The organism is Gallibacterium genomosp. 2 (assembly GCF_000771895.1).
Lineage (GTDB): Bacteria > Pseudomonadota > Gammaproteobacteria > Enterobacterales > Pasteurellaceae > Gallibacterium.
Genome location: NZ_JPXY01000024.1, coordinates 25,089 through 46,855, shown reverse-complemented (window position 1 = coordinate 46,855; position 21,767 = coordinate 25,089). Strand labels below are relative to the sequence as shown.

Annotated in this window: 17 protein-coding genes; 16 read left to right on the top strand and 1 reads right to left on the bottom strand. The window is 33.8% G+C overall.

The window, feature by feature from the left end:
• The first annotated feature begins 130 nt into the window (after positions 1 to 130).
• Both mobH and P375_RS05605 read left to right on the top strand, forming a co-directional pair.
• Positions 131 to 2,035: a MobH family relaxase gene (gene mobH, locus P375_RS05610; protein ID WP_245176426.1), complete on the top strand. Its 1,905-nt coding sequence runs from the start codon at positions 131 to 133 to the stop codon at positions 2,033 to 2,035.
• Positions 2,019 to 2,957: a tyrosine-type recombinase/integrase gene (locus tag P375_RS05605; protein ID WP_018345795.1), complete on the top strand. Its 939-nt coding sequence runs from the start codon at positions 2,019 to 2,021 to the stop codon at positions 2,955 to 2,957. Before mobH ends, P375_RS05605 begins: the two co-directional genes overlap by 17 nt.
• Positions 2,958 to 3,458: 501 nt before the next feature.
• Here the strand turns inward: P375_RS05605 and fabB are convergent.
• The gene (gene fabB, locus P375_RS05600) at positions 3,459 to 4,679 is read right to left on the bottom strand and encodes a beta-ketoacyl-ACP synthase I (RefSeq protein ID WP_039135351.1); all 1,221 of its coding nucleotides are present in this window, start codon (positions 4,677 to 4,679) and stop codon (positions 3,459 to 3,461) included.
• Between the two features lie 299 nt (positions 4,680 to 4,978).
• Between fabB and mnmC the strand changes: the two genes are divergently transcribed.
• The 14 genes from mnmC to ubiG all read left to right on the top strand — a co-directional run bounded on the left by mnmC (position 4,979) and on the right by ubiG (position 21,766).
• Positions 4,979 to 7,024, top strand: coding sequence for a bifunctional tRNA (5-methylaminomethyl-2-thiouridine)(34)-methyltransferase MnmD/FAD-dependent 5-carboxymethylaminomethyl-2-thiouridine(34) oxidoreductase MnmC (gene mnmC / locus P375_RS05595; RefSeq protein ID WP_039135348.1), 2,046 nt, complete (start codon positions 4,979 to 4,981; stop codon positions 7,022 to 7,024).
• A gap of 19 nt (positions 7,025 to 7,043) precedes the next feature.
• Positions 7,044 to 7,877: a dihydropteroate synthase gene (gene folP / locus P375_RS05590; protein ID WP_039135344.1), complete on the top strand. Its 834-nt coding sequence runs from the start codon at positions 7,044 to 7,046 to the stop codon at positions 7,875 to 7,877.
• A gap of 92 nt (positions 7,878 to 7,969) precedes the next feature.
• A complete protein-coding gene (gene glmM, locus P375_RS05585) occupies positions 7,970 to 9,304 on the top strand; it encodes a phosphoglucosamine mutase (protein ID WP_039135341.1) in 1,335 nt (444 codons plus the stop codon).
• Between the two features lie 80 nt (positions 9,305 to 9,384).
• A complete protein-coding gene (locus P375_RS05580; protein WP_039087573.1) occupies positions 9,385 to 10,128 on the top strand; it encodes an OmpA family protein in 744 nt (247 codons plus the stop codon).
• A gap of 199 nt (positions 10,129 to 10,327) precedes the next feature.
• Positions 10,328 to 11,440: an LPS O-antigen chain length determinant protein WzzB gene (locus P375_RS05575; protein ID WP_039135339.1), complete on the top strand. Its 1,113-nt coding sequence runs from the start codon at positions 10,328 to 10,330 to the stop codon at positions 11,438 to 11,440.
• Between the two features lies 1 nt (position 11,441).
• Positions 11,442 to 12,845: a lipopolysaccharide biosynthesis protein gene (locus P375_RS05570; RefSeq protein WP_039135337.1), complete on the top strand. Its 1,404-nt coding sequence runs from the start codon at positions 11,442 to 11,444 to the stop codon at positions 12,843 to 12,845.
• Positions 12,842 to 13,837 (top strand): polysaccharide pyruvyl transferase family protein, encoded by a 996-nt coding sequence (locus tag P375_RS05565; protein WP_039135335.1) that lies wholly within the window; start codon positions 12,842 to 12,844, stop codon positions 13,835 to 13,837. Before P375_RS05570 ends, P375_RS05565 begins: the two co-directional genes overlap by 4 nt.
• Positions 13,837 to 14,745, top strand: coding sequence for a glycosyltransferase family 2 protein (locus P375_RS05560; RefSeq protein ID WP_039135333.1), 909 nt, complete (start codon positions 13,837 to 13,839; stop codon positions 14,743 to 14,745). The genes P375_RS05565 and P375_RS05560 overlap by 1 nt, the downstream gene beginning before the upstream one ends.
• A 22-nt stretch (positions 14,746 to 14,767) precedes the next feature.
• Complete coding sequence (locus P375_RS05555; protein ID WP_039135331.1) at positions 14,768 to 16,030, top strand: hypothetical protein; 1,263 nt, start codon at positions 14,768 to 14,770, stop codon at positions 16,028 to 16,030.
• A complete protein-coding gene (locus tag P375_RS05550; protein ID WP_039135328.1) occupies positions 16,020 to 17,144 on the top strand; it encodes a glycosyltransferase in 1,125 nt (374 codons plus the stop codon). Before P375_RS05555 ends, P375_RS05550 begins: the two co-directional genes overlap by 11 nt.
• 17 nt (positions 17,145 to 17,161) lie before the next feature.
• Complete coding sequence (locus P375_RS05545; RefSeq protein ID WP_039135325.1) at positions 17,162 to 17,971, top strand: glycosyltransferase; 810 nt, start codon at positions 17,162 to 17,164, stop codon at positions 17,969 to 17,971.
• A gap of 8 nt (positions 17,972 to 17,979) precedes the next feature.
• Entirely contained in the window at positions 17,980 to 19,122 is a 1,143-nt protein-coding gene (locus P375_RS05540; RefSeq protein WP_039135322.1) for a GDSL-type esterase/lipase family protein, read from the top strand.
• A gap of 10 nt (positions 19,123 to 19,132) precedes the next feature.
• Positions 19,133 to 21,010: an LTA synthase family protein gene (locus P375_RS05535; protein WP_039135319.1), complete on the top strand. Its 1,878-nt coding sequence runs from the start codon at positions 19,133 to 19,135 to the stop codon at positions 21,008 to 21,010.
• A 12-nt stretch (positions 21,011 to 21,022) separates the two neighbouring features.
• Entirely contained in the window at positions 21,023 to 21,766 is a 744-nt protein-coding gene (ubiG, locus tag P375_RS05530) for a bifunctional 2-polyprenyl-6-hydroxyphenol methylase/3-demethylubiquinol 3-O-methyltransferase UbiG (protein ID WP_039135316.1), read from the top strand.
• Position 21,767 lies beyond the last annotated feature (1 nt).

The window sequence follows — 21,767 nt, the reverse complement described above, 5'->3', positions numbered from 1 at the left end:
GTAAGTATTAAGGGTAACCGTTCCTCGAAGAGGAACGGGCTTACCCGTAAAAGGCTCTCTTCATTACCTCAAAAGGCGAAAAGGCTAAAAGGCAATGAAAATCATAAACCTATTTTTCAAAATTCTTCGATTGAAAAAACAAAATAAGCAAATATTAAAACAATCAGAAAAACAACTAAAACTTGATGATGGATGGTTACAACCAAAAACTGCCTCAGAACTCTTATCAACGGCATTACGTCAAAGATTACTTAAAAACATATATCAATCTGTCTCTATGTCTGAGGCAATGTTCAACACACTTTATCGCACCCCAATTGAGAAATATGCAGAATTAGTGCAAGAACTGCCTGCATCAGAATCTCATCATCACGCGCATCTAGGCGGAATGTTAGATCACGGCCTAGAGGTCATTTGTTTTGCGGTCAAATTACGCCAAAATTATTTACTACCGCCTAATTCTGCTCCGGAAGATCAAGCTCAACAAAGTGAGGCTTGGACTGGCGCAGTAATTTATTCCGCATTAATACACGATATTGCGAAAATTATCACAGATATTGAAATTGAAACATTACAAGGTAGATGGTTTCCTTGGCAAGGCAAACTTGATCAAGCATACAGATTTAAACACATCAAAGGACGTGACTATCATTTACACCCAACAATGGGAGCTTTTGTATCAAGCTATTTATTATCACCATTATCACTGGATTGGTTAGCGAAATATCCGGATGCATTTTCATCCTTTTTTTATTTAGCCGCTGGTCATTATGATAAAGCTGGCATTCTGGGAGAGATTATTCAACAAGCTGATCAAACAAGCGTATCGCTTTATCTCGGCGGAGACACGACAAAAGCCAAACAGCCACAAAAATCATTTGCTAATCAAATTCTTGTTGCACTACGTTATCTCGTTGAACACGAATTAAAACTCAATAACCCTAAAAGCGGATCGGATGGTTGGCTTACTGATGATGCATTATATCTTGTCAGTAAAACGGTTACAGACAAGATTAGAGCCTATTTAATGCAGAATGGTATATCAGTTCCTAGTCAAAACAGTAAAATGTTTGACGAAATGCAAGCACACCGGATTATTGAGTCAACGCCGGATAATAAAGCAATTTGGAATGGTACGATTAAATCAGATGCTGGTTGGCAACCGAAAAATACCTTTACATTGCTTAAAGTCAGCCCATCTTTAATCTGGAACAGTTTTAATGATCGTCCACCCGTATTTGCTGGAACAGTTATTATTGATCAATCAACAGAAGCAGCAGAGACCACACAAGAACAAAGTACAAATAATCAAGCTGGTTCTAATCACATTCCAACTGATGTGATAACCGATACACAAGAAACCTCAAAAGTACTGCAGCAGGAAGTTATTAATAGTGAATCGTTATCAACCAAAGAAGAGCAGAGTAATCCGCAGGAAGCGGACAGCTTCGATTTTGCACTAAATTTATTTACTGATAACAATCAACAAGATAAGGTAGAAAATGAAATTGGCAATGATGAAGTTAAACCGCATACTGAACTAACTGTAACAGCAGCCTCAATACTGTCTGATAACACTGCAGATAGTGAAAAACACAATACAACAACAGATATACTTTCATCATCTAACAATAATAAACCTAATGAAACAGCAGAGCATTTTGTTGAATGGTTAAGAACATCACTGGCAACTGATAAATTGAGCATCAATGAGCCAGAGGCCAAAATTCACATTGTTGAAAATCAATTATTCCTGGTTACTCCGGCAATTTTTAAACTGTATTGTGAAACGATGTTTGGCCACAATAATGATAAGTCTTGGCTCACATTGCAGAAGAGATTTCAGGCGTTGAACATACATAAAAGAAAACAGCCAGGAAATTATAATATATGGACTTGTAAAGTTGCCGGAGGGTATCGATCATCTGTAATTAAAGGATACCTTATTGAAAATATAGCTTTTTTTACCAATAAGCATTATTTTAATAATATGTATCTTACTTTACAGGATGTAAGTGATGACACTGAAGAATAGTTTCTATGAGAGTTTATCTTTTGACGATTTACTTGAAAAATTCTTAATTATGAAATACTTAAGACCGGAAACTAAAAAGAGCTATAGAAAGATGGTATCACTTTTTACTCGAGCGTATCCCGGAATATTAGCAGACGAGATAACAAAAGAGCTTGTCTGTAATTGGCGCAATGAGCAATTATGCAAACTTAGAGAAACATCCGTTAATAGTTATCTTCGAAACTGTAAAGCGGTCATTAATTGGGGAATTGAAAACCATTTCATTAACCGTAAAGATAACCCGTTTACGGGTACGTTTGTAAAAGAGCCGCGAAAACAGAGAAAAATTATTACACAGAAGGATATAAATATACTTATTAAGTGTATCACACAAGAAGATGTCGAAAAATTGTGTGGTAACGGTTATTGTACAATTGCTTTCGCGCAAGCCTTAATTTTTACGCTGTTATATACGGGAATGCGACGCAGCCAGCTTTTAAAATTAAAAATTCATAACATTGATCTGTCTAGCAGGACAATTTTTATCCCTCATTATATTAATAAAAATAACGATGATCATATGATTCCAATATCATCAAAACTATATCCCTATCTTGCAGTCTTTCTGGATGAGCTTAAAATAAGAAAAATACCAATTGATTCTCAGCTATTTAATATCAATATATTTTCATCAACCACGCGCAACAATGGCAATATGACAAACGATCAATTAGCGCATTTTTTCCGGAAACTTTCCAAAATAACGAGGATAAAGCTATCGTCTCATAGATTTAGACATACGATTGCAACTCAACTAATGCGAAGTCCGGAGCAAAATTTGTATGCGGCGCAAAAACTATTAGGACACAGAGATATAAAAACTACATTAAGCTACATCGAATTCGATGTAGATATGTTGAGAAAAGTTGTAGATTCTATTTAGTGTTTAGATACATACAATGAAAAAACAATGTTGTATAATTTATAACTACTACTAATAATAAAAATATACTTTACATACTAATATAGAAAATGTAGTATCGTTAATGACACAAACAATTAAAATAATCAATATAGAGAGCAGTTGATTCAAAATCAACCGCCTTCGGGTGTGCCGGTTCGAGTCCGGCCCTAGGCACCACTAAAAGATTTCAAAAAAAAAAGACCGCCGATAAAAAGGCGGTTTTTTGTTGTCACTGTATCTTCATTGTTCTGTTTAATTAAATCTTTACGAACTATTTTATACTTTTCAAGCTTTTTGAAAGCGCTAGAAATTTTTTATTTGTCCCTTTGTCAGACCTAAGATTTTATCTATTGCATTTAATAAAATAGTAAGGTGCGAACTGTTCATAAATTAGTTCAACGATTATTCCTCAATAGATGTGATAAATAAAAAGAGATCTAACCATTTAGATCTCTTTATTATGCAGATATAGATGATAAATTATGCTTGGTAACGTTTGAACACTAATGTTGCGTTAGTTCCGCCGAAACCGAAGCTGTTCGACATCACAGTCTGTAAGTTGGCATTACGAATGGTTTTAGTGATGATATTACAACCTTCAGCACGTTCATCAAGTGTTTCAATATTGATGCTTGGAGCGATAAAGTCGTGTTCTAACATTAACAGACTATAGATAGCTTCGTGTACACCTGCTGCACCTAAAGAATGACCAGTCATTGATTTTGTTGAAGAAATTGCCGGTATTTTATCAGCAAAGACATTTTTGATCGCTTCAAGTTCTTTTACATCACCAACCGGAGTTGAAGTGCCGTGTACGTTAAGATAATCAATCGGTGTATCAACGGTAGCCAGCGCTTGTTTCATACAACGTTCTGCACCCTCTCCACTTGGAGCTACCATATCGTAACCATCGGATGTTGCACCATAGCCTACAATTTCAGCATAAATTTTTGCGCCGCGAGCTAAAGCGTGTTCTAATTCTTCAACCACGACAATACCGCCACCACCGGCAATGACAAAACCATCACGGTTTGCATCATAAGCACGAGAAGCTTTTTCCGGAGTATCGTTATATTTTGTTGAAACTGCACCCATCGCATCAAATTCACAGGCACATTCCCAAGACAACTCTTCAGCTCCGCCAGCGAAAACAACATCTTGTTTACCCAATTGAATTAATTCAATTGCGTGACCAATACAGTGCGCGGAAGTGGCACAAGCTGAACTGATACTGTAATTGACACCTTTAATTTTAAATGGAGTTGCTAAACAAGCTGAAACACTTGATGCCATTGTACGGGTTACTGCATAAGGTCCGATAGCTTTAACTCCGCGAGGTGTACGCATTGCATCAGCAGCTACGATTTGATTATGTGCGGAACCTGTACCAGCACCTACCACTAAACCGGTTCTTTCGTTGGATACTATCTCTTCGCTTAATCCAGCGTCTGCAATAGCTTCTTTCATAGAAAGATAGGCATAAGCAGCAGCATTTCCCATAAAACGCATTACTTTGCGATCAATGTGTTCGCTTGGTGTGATTTTCACTGTGCCGGCAATGTGAGAACGCATTCCCACTTCGATAAATTCCGGCATAGTAGTAATACCTGATTTCCCTTCTAATAATGACGCCAACACTTCGTCTTTGTTATTTCCAATGCTGGAAATAACGCCAAAACCAGTAATTACAGCTCTTTTCATTTGTTGTCCTTAATGTCGTTTTTGATGTAAAAATTAAAAAATTGTTGGTTGTTATACTAGGAATTTCAGAGATTACAAGAAATTTTTGCAAAACCACCAACAGATAAGACCATTTTAAAACTCTATTGAACAATTCAAACATAGAATAGTGAAATTATTCATATTCGACAGGGTGTTTGATTCTTCGATAAATTATCGGTGATAAAGTCGAATGTTTCAACTGATCAGGAGATTTTGGTGAAATTGAGCGCTCATTATAATATCATTAGCTACCTTGATAAAGATTGTTATGAGTTGTTATGTCTATTCAAAAAATCTCGTTTGCACAGATTTCTTTTGAAGTGCAAACGCCGAAATCGGAACAGTTTGGAGATGTTTATTTTTCTGCTGAAGATGGATTAGAAGAGAGTCGTTATGTTTTTCAGCAGGGAAATGCCTTATGGCAGCGTTGGCAACAGCATTCCGCATCGCATTTTGTGATTGCAGAAACCGGATTTGGTACCGGTTTAAATTTTTTTGCGGTGTGTGAGCTGTTTCATCAATTCAAAGCGCGTTTTCCACAATCACCGTTGAAACGTCTCTTTTTTATTAGCTTTGAGAAATATCCGCTTACCAAAACTGCATTGGAGCAGGCTTATCAGGCTTACCCTCAATTTGAATCATTGTTGCAACAACTCTTGTTGCATTGGCAGCAACCGATCTCCGGGTGTTATCGTTACCATTTTTCGTCAGACATCTATTTGGATCTGTGGTTTGGCGATTTGCTTGAGAATTTGCCACAGCTTGGCGATTATTATAATGAACGTGTCGATGCGTGGTTTTTAGACGGTTTTGCGCCAAGTAAAAATCCAACGATGTGGAGCGATTTTCTATTTCAACAAATGTATCGTTTAACGGCGGTTGGCGGTACATTTGCTACGTTTACCGCAGCTTCTTTAGTACGAAAAGGCTTGCTTGCAGCAGGTTTTCAAGTGGAAAAACGGAAAGGTTTCGGGCGAAAAAGAGAATGCCTACAAGGTGTGAAAACTACGGCGATAAAACAGGCGTTTGCGTTACCTTGGTATTTACCGAAAGCAGCCCAACAAAAGGATGAAGTAGCTATTATTGGTGGCGGTGTTGCCAGTGTTTGTTTAGCCTACTCTTTGTGGCAACGAGGATGCCGAGTCACAATCTATTGTCAGGATGATGATTTAGCCTTAAATGCTTCCGGTAATAAACAGGGAGCATTTTATCCGCAACTAAGCGATGATGATGAGCGTCATTGCCGTTTTTATGCCTATGCCTTTGCTTATGGGCAACAATTTTTGCGACAGCTAACGAACCAAGTCGATTTTGAATATCAGTGGTGTGATGTATTGTTATGCGGTTATCAAGTATCGGTGCTGAAAAAATTGCAGAAAATTGCCGATCGTGGTTTTCCGGAAAGCCTGTTTCAGTTACAGACTGCAGCGCAATTAAGTGAACGAGCCGGTGTTGAGATAAATTGTGACGGTGCTGTGATCCACGGCGCAGCTTGGTTGAACCCACGACAAATGGTGCAGAATACGGCACAATTTTTGCAACGGCAAGGCGTTAAAATTGTGACAAAAACAGCTATTGATTGTTTGCAATATGATCAAGGGAAATGGACGTTGTTCAGTGGTAAACAGCAGTTTGAACATCAAACAGTCGTGATTGCTAATGGGCATAAATTAAATTGTTTTTCACAAACAGAAGAATTGCCTACCTATTCGGTACGAGGGCAAGTTAGCCAAATTCCGACTTCACCTCATTTGCAGCAGTTAAAAGCAATATTATGTTATGACGGCTATTTAACTCCTGTGGATACAGCTAAACAATTCCATTGTTTAGGAGCAAGTCATATACGAAATTGTGAAACGAGAGATTTTAGCGAACAGGAACAACGAGAAAATCAGCAAAAAATTCAACAAAATTTAGCACCGTCACGCTGGGTGGAAGAGATTGATGTGAGTGCGAATTTAGCGAGAACAGGTGTACGCTGCAATGTTCGTGATCGACTGCCGATTTTTGGTAATGTCGGTGATTTTGCTCAACAAACTCAGGATTATCATAATATTTTTAATTTACGTCGACGCCGTCAATCAATAGTAAAAGCGGCATATTATCCGAATTTATATCTGTTGGGTGCATTAGGTTCAAGAGGTTTGACTTCCGCACCATTATTGGCAGAAACCTTAGCTTCCTTAATTTATGGTGAACCATTACCGTTGGGGCAAGATATTCTAACAGAGTTGGCTCCGAATCGTTTTTGGTTACGAAAATGGCTCAAGGGTACGCCGGTAGTGAGTAGAGCGAAAAGAAAAATAGAGGGATTTGATTTATAACTGTTTTAAGAAGGTAAGAATGAAATTATATAGTAAAAATCAAAGAGTATTAGATCTTTCTCAAACACAAGTGATGGGAATCCTTAATGTAACACCAGACTCTTTTTCTGATAGCGGTAAATTTTTTTCATTGGATAAAGCATTGTATCATACAGAAGAGATGTTAAAGCAAGGAGCGAGCATTATTGATGTTGGTGGTGAGTCAACACGTCCAATGGCGGAGGAGGTAACGTTACAGCAAGAATTGGATCGAGTGATTCCTGTGGTTGAAGCGATTAGGCAGCGTTTTGATTGTTGGATTTCAGTAGATACCTCAAAAGCAGAGGTAATGAAAGCCGCTGCGAATGTTGGAATGGATTTGATTAATGATATTCGAGCATTAACAGAAGAGAGGGCTTTACAAACGGCTGTGCAATTAGATTTACCAGTCTGTTTAATGCATATGCAGGGACAACCGAAGACAATGCAAGTTGATCCTGAATATCAGAATGTAGTAGAGGAAGTGTTGGCGTGGTTGCTACAACGAGCAGCAATTTGTGAACAGGCAGGTGTACGAAAAGAAAATATTATTTTGGATATTGGATTTGGTTTTGGTAAAACCTTACAGCACAATTATCAATTATTGAATCATTTAGAACAATTTGTTTCGACCGGTTATCCGTTGTTAATTGGTTTGTCACGAAAATCAATGATCGGTAATCTATTACAGAAAGATGTCAATCATCGCTTAGTCGGTAGTGTTGCCGGTGCTTTAATTTCCGTAATGAAAGGAGCTCATATTGTAAGAGTACACGATGTTGAAGCGACAGTTGATGCTTTAAAAGTATGGCAAGCGACAAAAGCAGCAATTTGAATAAATTTTTAGGGGTTACATACAGATTAATAGTCAATTTAGAGTAGAATAGCGACATTTTACTGTTTGAACAAACTGAATAAGGAATAAAAATGGCAGAACGTAAATACTTTGGTACTGATGGCGTGCGTGGTCGTGTCGGTACTTATCCAATTACACCAGAATTTGCATTAAAATTAGGATGGGCGGCCGGAAAAGTCTTGGCAACCCAAGGTTCAAGAAAAGTGTTAATTGGTAAAGATACGCGTATTTCCGGTTATATGCTGGAATCAGCATTAGAAGCTGGTTTGGCGGCAGCGGGGTTGTCAGCGGCGTTTGTTGGTCCAATGCCAACACCTGCAATTGCCTATTTAACCAGAACTTTCCGTGCGGAAGCAGGAATAGTAATTTCTGCATCACATAATCCTTATTATGATAATGGTATCAAGTTTTTTTCAGCCCACGGTACCAAATTACCAGATGATATTGAATTAGCTATAGAAGAGTTATTAGAACAACCAATGACCTGTGTAGAATCAGCAGAATTAGGTAAAGCTAGTCGTATCAATGATGCTGCTGGTCGTTATATTGAATTTTGTAAAAGTACGTTCCCAGCACATTTAAGTTTAGAAGGTTTAAAGATTGTTGTTGATTGTGCAAATGGTGCAACTTACCATATTGCGCCGAATGTTATGCGTGAGCTTGGTGCAACCGTGATAGAGATCGGTACAAAACCGGATGGTATGAATATCAATGAACGTTGTGGTGCAACCGATGTGCGTGCGTTGCAGGAAGTGGTTATACAAAGTAAAGCGGATGTTGGTTTGGCTTATGATGGAGATGGTGATCGTATTATGATGGTTGATCACCTAGGAAATAAAGTTGATGGCGACCAAATTCTTTTCATTATTGCGCGTGAGGCCTTGCGTTCCGGTAAACTTTCTGGTGGTGTTGTGGGGACTTTGATGAGTAATATGAGCTTGGAATTGGCATTAAAAATGTTGGGTATTCCATTTATTCGTGCCAAAGTGGGTGATCGTTATGTATTGGAGCAAATGCAGGCACGCAACTGGAAATTAGGTGGTGAAAATTCTGGACACATTATTATTTCTGAGAAAAACACAACCGGTGATGGTATTGTTGCTTCATTGGAAGTATTGGCAGCAATGGTTAATCACGGTTTATCATTGAATGAGTTGGCTAGTGGGGTACAGTTATTCCCACAAGTGTTAATCAATGTTCGTTTTGAAGCAGGAAGTAATCCTTTAGAAAATGAAACTGTTAAACAGGTGGCTACTGAAGTTGAACAAAAATTATACGGTAAAGGTCGAGTGTTGTTACGTAAATCTGGTACAGAACCTGTTATTCGTGTGATGGTTGAATGCGAAGATCAAGAGTTGGCTCAACAGTATGCAGAGGAAATTGCGGCAATTGTGAAGAAAAATTAATTTAAATAAATGCAAAATGTGCTTTTATTCGGTAGAATTAAAAGTGTTTTTTATTATTTTTAACATAAAGGATAAAGTTTATGAAATTGACAAAATTGCTCATTCCTACAGCATTATCTATTATACTGTCTGCTTGTGGAAATTTAAGTAAAGTTAGTGATGAGGGAACAACGGATAAACCGGTATGGCCAAAAATTGAAGAAAGCTTATTCAATAGTAACGGTTCTCAAAAAGGAACTTGGCCAAATTGGGATAATGTTCATATGATTGAAAAAGGAATGAACAAAGATCAGATTTATTACTTGATTGGTCGTCCTCATTTTGCTGAAGGGCTTTTTGGTGTACACGAATGGGATTATGTATTTAATTATCGTGAAAATGGTGTGCATAAAATTTGTCAATATAAAATCTTGTTTGATAAAAATATGGAAGCACAATCTTTCTTCTGGTTACCGGAAGGTTGTGGTGATCGTACCGAGTATCAGCTTTCAAGTGATTTCCTATTTGACTTCGATTCAGCCAACTTAAAACCGGAAAGTCAAAAAGTAATTGAAGATTTAGTCAATAAATTGTCTAAAAATAAACAGATTTGGATCACTGGTTATACGGATCGTTTAGGTTCAGAGTCTTATAATTTAGCTCTTTCTCAACGTCGTGCTGTAGCTGTGAAAAATGCAATGGTGGCGTTAGGTATTCCAGCTTCTCGTATTCAAGCAATAGGAATGGGGAAAGCAGATCAGGTTAAAGCTTGTGAAAAAGAAACAGGCTCGGCATTGCGTCAATGTTTAGCACCGAATCGTCGTGTTGTGATCTCAACTAATTAATTGCTCTTCTTATTTGATAAAAGGCTTGTTAAAAATATTAATAAGCCTTTTTCTTTTCAATTTATTTTTAGTAGTGCTAAGTGTAAAATAAGTCACTTATCTTAAGCTATAACAACCAATAATCAAATGGCTTTTATATGCGTTAATCTTTTTTATTAAGATTAAACATAAAAAAGAAAGCATAAAGGATATCTCAAGTATGACATCAGAATCTAATGTAAGATCAGACAATAATTTTAATCTTATTATTTTATTTCAATATTATTGGCGTAAAAAATGGTGGATTTTGTTATCTACTTTATTGTTTACTTTTGTTTCTTATCTTTATGTAAATACAATTAAACCGGAGTGGAGTAGTAGTGCTGAAGCAGTGCCGGCAAGTAATGGTTCTATTGAGGCATTGCTAGATTTGCAGCAACGTTATAGCTTAATTAGTAATGAGCCTTTTTCTATGCAGGGTATTTCAAGTTCTTTGTTTAATCAGTTCGTTAATAATATTTCGATTATTGATATTCGTAAACAATATTTTTTGGAATCTCCCCTTTATCAACGACTCAGTGTAAATCAAAGCGACACGCAGAAGCAAGCTCTTTTGAATAGATTAATTAAAAGTATTTTAGTAATTACACCAGATATGACGAAAAAAGGAAATAATATTACTGTAATTACGGCAGAAAATAGGGCTTTAGCAGATATTCCATCCGTTAAAATTAGTTTTATTGATAATGATGAGCAGCTATTGCAATCAACATTGGATGGCTTTGTAAAATATGTCAATCGTATTACTTATCAACAAGAAATTGAAAATTTATTAATTCAAATTAAACAGAAAATTAAGGCTTTAAAATACCAACAACAGCAAATTACTGATCAGTTAATGTTGGAAAAACAGACTTATTTGCAATATCTACAGACTGCTTATAATGTTACTGCATTAGTAGAGAAAAATAAGGGAAATAATATTAATATCAATGTTAATATTGATTTGGCGAAAAATATAACACAATTAGATAATCCTTATCTGTATCTATTAGGACGAGAAAATTTAGCTGCACAAATTGAAGCAATACAGCAGCAAAATATTATTTATCCTATTTCTTATTATCAAGCAAAAACACAGATAGCAGAGTTGGTAAAATTGGTAGATGAAACTGATAAATTGAAAATAAATATTTTTCAATATAAAAATCCTCCAAGTTTTCCGGTTAAAATTAAACCACAAAAAAGTTTAATTTTGGCAATTGGCGTGTTGTTTGGATTTATATTATCGTGTTTAATTTTACTATTTATTAAAGTATTAAAGAAAGATTAATATGTCGAATACAATTGGTGATAAGTTGATCAAAAATACCCTGATCTATAGTATTGGTAGTTTTGGTTCAAAAATTTTATCATTTCTATTATTGCCTATTTTTTCTCTTTATTTAACGACAGTAGAAATGGGGCAATATGATTTAATTTTAATCTTTGCTTTGTTGATTACTCCATTAATAACGTTACAATTATCAGATGCAGTTTATCGATGGTTAATTGTAGATGATAAAATAAATATTGCAGGAAAAATAATTACAACAGCTTTAAGTTTATTCCTAGTTGTGACCATAGTTGTATTTATTGTGGTGGGGATTATTGTTTATTTTTATCCACAACCTTATGTCGTGGAAACAATGTTATTTCTTTTCTTTTCTGCACTCTTTTTTATTTTACAACAAGTATTACGTGGACTAGGATTAATACAAAAATTTGCATTAATCGGTATTTTATATTCGTTATTATTAGTATTATTTTCATTAGTCTTTTTATGGACTTATGATAATAAGTTACGAGCTATATTATTAGCAATGATTGTAGCAAATGTTGTCGTTAATATTATTATTTTATGGCGTTGGAAAGTTTATCATTATTTATCAGGAAAATATATTGATATAAAATTAATCATACCGATGTTAAGTTATTCATTACCATTAGTTCCTAATGCAGTGAGTTGGTGGTTAATGACTATGGCAAATAAATATATTATTTTTCAACAGCTAAATATGGAAGCAAATGGTATTTATGCAGTTTCATCACGATTACCTAGCATTTTAATGATTGTTTTTTCACTCTTTTTACTCGCGTGGCAAGATATCATTTTAAAAGAGGATAAAGCAGATTATTTTGAGGAAATAACAAATACATTTTCACAGTTATCTAGATTTATGTTCTCAGTAGGTCTAATTTTTATCAGTATTAGTGAACCATTAATTCATTATCTTTTTTCATCTCGCTTTTATGAAGCTTGGAAATATATGCCGATATTGGTATTAGCAACAATATTTACTTCATTCTGTGCATTCTTAGGGATAGCATATCAACAGAAAAAGAATACATTAAAAATATTAACGACAACAATTTTTGGTGCTGTAATTAATATTATGGTTAGTTATTTCCTAATTGAATATATTGGGTTATTTGCAGCAGCATTGGGAACGTTATTAAGTTTTATTTTGGTATTTGTTATTCGTCAGCAGGATGTAAAAAGTTTTTATCCTGTAGTTTTAACAATAAAGTCTTTCTGGATGCCGCTTATTTTAAGTTTAGGCTATTGTTATCTTGTTAGTTTAAATCAGGTTTATATTAATTGGAGTTTGTTTGTAATTGCATTAATTATTTCTCTATTTTTAAATCAGCAATTACTTAGCAAAATCGTACAGAAATTAAAAGAGAGAGTTTTATGATTAATCCAAATAGAAAGCAGTTATCTCGTTTAAGTGAAATTATTTATGATCGTCTTGATCCATTAATTGATGGAGATTATGTATTATTAGACATTCCGGATCATCAAAATATTGGTGATCAAGCAATTTGGGCAGGTGAATTGGCGTATTTATCTCGACTTCCACATAAACTCAAATATTCAGCGCCTTATTACAATGTCGATATGAAGAAAATCGATAAGAGTGATATTATTTTATTTCATGGTGGTGGTAATTTCGGTGATGTGTGGGAAGTGTGTCAAAAATTAAGAGAAAATATTACTTCTCATTGCAGAGAAAATAAAATTATTGTTTTTCCACAAACAGTTTATTTCCAATCACAACAAAATTTAGAAAAGAGTGCTGAAATTTTTAATGCACACGGTAATGTAACTATTTGTGCTAGAGATCAAATTTCTTATGGTATTTTGAATAAATATTTTACAAAGTGTCAGATCTTACTGCTGCCTGATATGGCATTTTGTTTAAATTTGGATAATTTTATTCAAGAAGAAAAAAGTGGAAAAACATTATTTGTAAAACGTACAGATAAAGAATTAAATATAGAGGTAGATTATCACGAAGTAACCGAATTAGAAAATGTTACTGTATCTGACTGGCCAAGTTTTGAAAAAGAATTTAAACAACTGATTAAATATAATCCTAATTTTTCTTCTTTTAGTTTTAGAGAGTTTTTATTTAAAGTCGCTAATCATATGCCGATATTTATGCCGTTGTATTGCCAGCCGATTGAAAAAATAGAAAATCGTCGAGAATTTTATATGGAATTAGGAATTAATTTTCTGAATTATTACGATACTATTTATACTACACGTCTTCATTGTTTTATTTTGGGTATTCTTTTAGGGAAAACAGTTTATATTTATGATAATTCTTATGGTAAGAATGCCTCATTCTACCAAACGTGGTTACAAGATTTTGAACAATGTTATTTATTGAATGAGTCAAAATAATGAAAAATGAAGCTTTAGTTTCAGTTATTATTCCCTGTTATAATGCTGAAAAATATATTGAAGCGGCGCTAATGTCGATTTTGCAACAGAGCTACCACCATTTAGAAGTTATTGTTATAAATGACGGTTCTACTGATAAATCAGAGGAAATTCTATTGCAATTTGCTCAGCAGGATTTACGAGTTCGTTATATTGAAAATGAAAAAAATCTAGGCTTAATTGCAACCTTAAATAAAGGTATCCAGTTAGCACAAGGGAAATATATTGCACGAATGGATGCTGATGATATAGCTTTGCCGGATCGTATTGAAAAACAGGTAGATTTTTTATCAATTCACCCGAATATTGCCGTATTAGGTGGTGCAATGAAAACATTTGGTGAAAATGTTCAATCTGAAATTTTAGCATTACCGACAGAAGATAATGAAATAAAAGCTTATTTATTTTTAGCTTCAGCTTTTAATCATCCGACAGTGATGTTTAATTTATCTGTATTGGATCGTGATGATATTTTTTATCAACAGCAATATTATCGTGCAGAAGATTATGGTCTATGGATACATTTATTGGCGAAAGGATATCAATTTGCTAATTTAAAAGATGTGGTATTGAATTACCGCATATTGGAAAATAGTGAAACACGTCTATCAGCAAAAAATCTTGAGCAGCGTAATCAGATAATATCAAAGATTCACTATTATTTATTGACTCATCTTAAATTATCATTAACGGATAATGAAATATTACAATATTCTTTGTCTACAAATAGAGCTAATATTGCGCAATTAAATTTGATGATGTTATGTCATATTTATCTCAAGATCAGTAGGACAGTGAGTTATCCAGTGGGTAAATTATTATTTACCCGATGGATCAAACTTTTAGGTTTAAAATGGATGAGAAAATAGGTATAACTAAGTGAGGAAAATAATGAGAAAAGTTATATTTTATTGGTTATTTCTCACTTGGTTATTTAATATCAAATATAATTTTATTCCATTACACCCATCATTTACGATGGGGGTAATTGGTATTTATTTAGTATTCCAAAATTATATTAACCGAGAGCGTATCGCAGTGAATGTACTGCCACTAGCTTTCTTATTTTTGCCTTTCGCCTTTTCATTATTGCCGGCAAAATTATTAAATCCTAGTGGGTTTGAAGTTGCTTATTTAATCCAAAATGGATTAACGCCTATTGTTTATCTGTTCGCTGCTTATTTTCTCTATTGTTTTGCTACTTGGATTTATCAACGTGTTGATTACCAGAAATTAACTTCTATCTGGATTACTGCAGTTGTAATTCAGTCAATATTGACACTTGGCGTCAATATGTTGCCTTTTATGCAACAATTATTACTGTTTCTGATTAAATATAGTGAAGGTCGGGGGTTAATCATTGCTTCATTGGAGCAAGGAAATCGATTTATTGGCTTTGGAACACAATTTTTTGGAGCGGGAATTATTTATGCCTTCACTTTAATTTTGTTGAGTTTCCGTTTATCAAGACAGAGAAATAGTATTTTATTTATTCGTGATTTGATTTTATTTGCGTTTATCAGTTTAGTCGGTTTATTGTTAGCGAGAACAGTGCTTGTTGGTATTGTTATTGGTGCAGTGATTTTCTGTTTTCAGCGTTATTTTATTAATTATTATCGATTAGCGTTACTTTGCTTCTTATTAATTCCAGGCGTGTTACTATTGTTATTACTGTTCCTTTATGCTGTATTAAATAATTTACTTGGAATTGATTTAATGCATTCTAAATTATTCTACTTTGCAGCAGAACTTTTTATTAATCTATTTTCCGGGCAAGGACTAGAAACAGAATCAACAGATATTTTATTGGAAATGTATCAAATTCTACCGACAACATTGACAACTTGGTTGGTTGGTGATGGATTTTATTTAGCACAAAATAGTATTGATGGACTCTATTATATGGGAACGGATGTTGGCTATTTGAGAATTATTTTTGCTACTGGAATTATTGGAGTAGTCATAAATATTTCCGTGCATGCCTATTTATGTGCAAAAATAATGGCAATTACACCATCAAGAGCAATGCTTTATTTTGCTTTATTGAGTCTTTATTTAATTTTATTGATTAAAGGGATGGTGAGTTTTATTGCTTTATTTGGTTATTTTTATATTGCTGAATTAGCGAATGGAACAGAGAAAAATGCAGAATAATAAAATACATATCTTATATTTTTGTGGTATAGCAGTACACGGTGGAGTAGGTAGTTATTTAAAAACAGTAGCGCAAAATTTCCCACAAGGAAATTATGTCTTGCATATTAGCTATTATGCGCCACAGCGATTTGTTGAATTTGAAAATCAAATTTTAGCACTTAATCCAAGTGTGGTTTTTCATCATCTACCAATGTTTTCAATTAAAAATTTAATTACCGGAAAATTATGGAAAGCAACCAAGCAAATTTATCAACAATATCATTTTGATTTAGTCCATGCACATAATCCTTATTTATCTTTTATGCATTTTTACTGTGCAAAAAATAAACATATAGGGCGTATTTTGCATTCACACAGCAGTCAACCTTCGGGTAGTAAGATTAAAGCCTTAATTAATCGTTTATTTTATTCATTAACAAAACCATTAGTGACAGATCGAATTGCGTGCAGTCGGGTAGCAGGAGAATTTTTATTTAAAAATCAGCATTATAAAATTATTTATAATGCGATTGATTGTAATAAATTTATTTTTAAAGCAGATATTAGAGCATTATTACGTAATCAATTTAATTTATCTGATAATACTATTGTTTTAGGGCATATTGGTAATTTTGAGCCTGTTAAAAATCATCATTTTTTATTAAATTTAATTTCAATATTAGCGAAAAGAACGGAAAATTATAAATTGTTTTTAATTGGTGTCGGTGCTGGAGAAAATGAGTGCAAGCAATGGGTGCAAAAGCATAAATTACAAGATAAAGTTGTCTTTTTAGGTTTTCGTCAGGATGTACCGCAATTATTAAATATATTTGACCTTTTTTTATTACCCTCTTTTTTTGAAGGGTTTCCACTTTCCGTGTTGGAAGCACAATGTAACGGACTACCTAATTTGATCAGTGATCGAGTTACAAACGAAGTGGCTATTACCGATTTAGTTCAGTTTTATTCAATAGCAAATATTGATCAATGGATTGATGCCATTAGTGTGATGCAACAGAATCAGAAGCGTGAGGACTATGCTCATATTATGTCGGAAAAAGGGTTTTCTATTGAACATCATATACAACAATTAATGGATGTATATCAACAAGTTTTACAACGTTCACACTGAGTGTGAAGGAGTTTTTAATGAAGTTTTCAGTTTTGATGTCTTTGTATTATAAAGAAAAAGCGGAATATTTGTCTCAATGTTTTGCTAGTTTAGCGGTACAAACTGTTCCGGCGAGTGAAATTGTTTTAGTGTTTGATGGGCAGATACCGCAGCAGTTGCAAGATTGTGTTGATGAATGGCAACAGAAATTACCGATTAAGATTGTGCCGCTACCAGAGAATGTAGGTTTAGGTAAAGCGCTAAATGCTGGATTGATAGAGTGCAGCAATGAATGGGTATTCCGGATGGATACTGATGATCTGTGTGTTCAAGATCGTTTTGCGAAACAGGTTGCTTATATCGAAGCCCATCCGGAGGTGTCTATGGTTGGTGGACAAATCGAGGAATTTGATGAGGCTAATCCGGGAGTTACTTCAATTCGCCGAGTGCCGGTTGAAGATGCAGATATCAAAAAAATGGCACCGGTGCGCAGCCCGTTCAACCATATGGCATTGGCATATAAAAAATCAGCAATTCAAGCAGTAGGCGGTTATCAGCATCACCTATTTTTAGAAGATTATAATTTATGGTTACGCTTTTTAAGTGCCGGTTATATTGCACATAATTTGCCTGATATTTTAATTAAAATGCGAGCAGGGCAAAATATGTATAATCGCCGTCGTGGTATACAATATTTTAAGAGTGAATGGAAATTAGCCAAATTAAAAATGAAATTAGGTATACAGAATCCAATCGGCGCATTAGCAGTATTTTTTGTGCGTGCATTTACCCGAATTTTACCGGGAAAACTATTAGGGAAAGTTTATAAATTATTAAGAAAAATTTAGGAATAAAAATGAAAAAAGTGGCATTAATTCCGGTATTTTCATCAGAAAAGTTAATGAATAAAAATGTGTTGATGCTGGAAGGTAAATTAGTTGCCGGTTATAGCATAGAATCAGCATTGGCAGCAAAATGTTTTGAACGAATTATTGTTATTACGGATAAACAACAATATAAAGATGCTTTAAAAACTTACCCTATCGATGTTTTTCAAGTAGAAAAACCGATCTGTTCAGTACAAGCATTATTGACTATTTGGCAACAATTAGATCCAAAGGCAAAACAAAATGATTATGCCGTGATTTTAATGCCTGAAACGCCTCTACGCACAATCGAACAGATCGTGCAATGTTGTCAATTATTCGAACAACAGGAAACAGATTATTTATATTCTATTGATCCGAAAAAACAGGAAAATCATTCAATTTATTTGTATCGATTACCATTTAATACGTTAAATAAATTGGCGAATATTCAAACTTATATGATGGATAAAGAAGGATCATTATTTATTGAAGATAGCTTTGAATATGAGTGGATAAAAGCAATTTTGCAATTAAGAATAAAAAATCAAACTTCTTTATTAAATGTTCAACGTAGAATAAGAGAAAAATCTAAAGATTTTAATCGTATTTCCGATATTACATTGGTAGGGCATTCTCTTTGGGATTATTGGCAAATTGAACAGTTAAATAATATTGAAGTGAACAATTTAGGCATCGGCGGCATTACCACTCAACAATATGTTGAACTAATTTTACAGAAGCAATTAATAAAAGGGTTAGGAAAAGATACCTTAATATTTTTAGGTATTAATGAAATGTTTCGTGTTGGTTGGCACGCAGAAGATACGCTTTATTGGTTGGATCAAACAGTGCAATATTTGAGAAAAATTAATGCAGAAAGCCGACTCTATTTAATGGAAGTGAGTTATGTTGCTTTTAAACGAGAAGTTAACAGTAAGATGATTGATGATTTTAATCAGCAATTGAGAGATTATTTTTCTGATAAAAATATTACATTGGTTGATGTGAACAGTGTTTTGCAGGATCAATATCATCAATTAGACTTAGCATTCACTTCTGATGGATTGCATTTTAATCCTATTGGATATAAAAAATTAGCCACCTTATTGCAAACAGTATTATTTAATTAGGACTTAATAGATGCAGCAATTAAAGCTACCAGTAAAATTACTTATTTTTTCAATTTTTTTATTTTTATTTTTCCGATTATTATTTATTGGATTATATCCAGATTATTTTCTTGATCAGATTAGTATAAAAGAGCTATTACAATCTTTTTTGTATGGAATTAGATTTGATCTTAATATTAGTGTTATTTTCTTGTCTCCTATTTTATTAATTAGTATATTACCTTTTTCTATAATTGGTTCTTTAAGATTTCAAAAGGTTTTATCTTATTTTTCACTAATTGTTTTTATTGTTTTTTCTATCATTTCTTTGATAGATTTGTCTTATTTTGGTGAAGTGTATCGTCATTTGGGTAGAGAAATTTTTTTAGTTAATAAAGATATAGGTTTTCTTTTTGATGTTGCTTTTAAATCACGTTTACTATACACCATTTCAGGATTTATTATATTAGGGATGATAATATTAAGTTATATTGTTTTTGTTATTTATCCATTAAAAAATAGTGTAAATTTGAATTCGAGTTCTATATTTTCTCGCAGTTTATTGGGAATTTCTTTTCTTATTTTTTGTTTTTGGCTAGCACGAGGAATGATTATTCAAGGCAGACCAATTAGTTATGCGGATGCTTTCGAGAATACAATATCAGCTTCACAAGCTAATCTAGTTTTAAATAGTCCATTTGTTGTGTGGAAGCAGTTCCGTAAGCAAGAAAAATTAGGACCAATAAATTTATTAACGGATAAAGAAAAAGATCAAATCTCTTTTAGAGATGATGTGTTTTTATTCCAATCAAATGAAAAAGAAAATTATAAAAATATAGTTTTTATTTTACTGGAAAGTTGGAGTTATAAATATATTGATGGTTTGGCACATCGCAATTATAATGTTACACCTTTTATCGATTCATTAATTGAAAAATCAATAGTTTGGGATAATTATTATGCTGCAGGGAAAAGGAGTATTATTGGTATTCAAGCAGTTCTATCGTCTGTACCAGCATTAAATAATCATCCGGTATTGGGTTTTGGATTAGAATTAAATAAGATAAGTAGGATTGGTAAAATATTAAATGATCATCAGTATCGCACTATTATGATGCAGACATCCAACCGTAGATCTTTCAATGTAAACAGTATTGCTAATGTTCTTGGATTCCAAGAATATTATGGCAAGGAAGATGTTCCTATTATAAAAAAATATCCACAGGAACCACCACATTTCGGCTGGGATTATGATAGCTTACAGTTTTTATTAAATAAATTAAATGAAACACCAGAAAGTAAACCTTTTTTTGCTTTTTTATTTACCGGATCTACACACGAACCTTTTGCTGATGCTGGTGAAGAGTTTCATATTTATCCGCATGATCAATCTAATGAAAATGGTTTTTTAAATACTCTTCGTTATTCTGATTGGTCATTGGAACAATTTATGAAAGCAGCCGAAAAACAGCCTTGGTATCAAAATACTATTTTTATTTTTACTGCGGATCATACATTAAATTCATTACCTTCAGAAAATTTAAAAGAGCAGTTTCATATTCCTTTGATTGTTTATTCACCGGATGGCAGTTTACCGGCAAAAAGAGAATCTCAATTTGCTTCACAATATGATTTATTTCCAACAATGTTGGATTTATTGGGTATTGATACGCCGATATCTACTTTCGGACAATCTTTATTACATCCAAAAACAACTGCACCGACATTATTTGTCAGTAACGGACAAATTATTGGTATGATCAGTCCTGCCGGAACAGCTACTTTTTTAGAACAGAAGCAGTTGTCTATAAGTAATGATAATGATGAATTAAGACAGCAAATATTAAAATTCAAACAAAGAGTTACTTTAGCGGATATGATGTTGGATAATAACCAGTGGGCTAAGTAAAGGGAGATAAATATGCAACAGCTAAATGCGGAAAATAAGAATATAGATCAGCAAGAATTGGATAAATTTTCCAAAATGGCGGCGACTTGGTGGGATTTCAATGGTGATTTTAAACCAATTCATCAATTAAACCCTTTGCGTTTGAATTATATTTTGCAACACAGCAATGGGTTGAATGGGAAAAAAGTGCTGGATGTTGGTTGTGGTGGCGGTATTTTATCTGAAAGTATGGCAAAATCCGGCGCAAACGTAACCGGTATTGATATGAGCCCACAGCCACTTGCCGTTGCCAAACAACACGCACAAGACAATAATTTAATAATCGATTATCAGCAATCTACAATTGAAGATTTTTTACAACAACATCAACAACTCCAAGCAGAAAAATTTGATGTGATTACTTGTATGGAGATGTTGGAACATGTCCCTGATCCGTTATCAATTATTCGTAGTTGTCGGGAGTTATTAAAACCTGATGGCGTATTGTTTATGTCTACCATTAATCGCACTTTGAAAGCTTGGGCATTAGTGGTGATTGGCGCAGAATATATTTTGAAAATGTTGCCACAAGGCACGCACGATTATGAAAAATTTATTAAACCAGCGGAATTATTGGCTTATTGCGACCAAGTTGGATTAGCTTGTCAGCAATTGAAAGGATATCACTATAACCTGCTTACAGGTAATTTTTGGCTTAATGATGATGTCAGCGCCAATTATTGGGGAGTATTTTGCCATAGTCAGAATGAGGTATAAC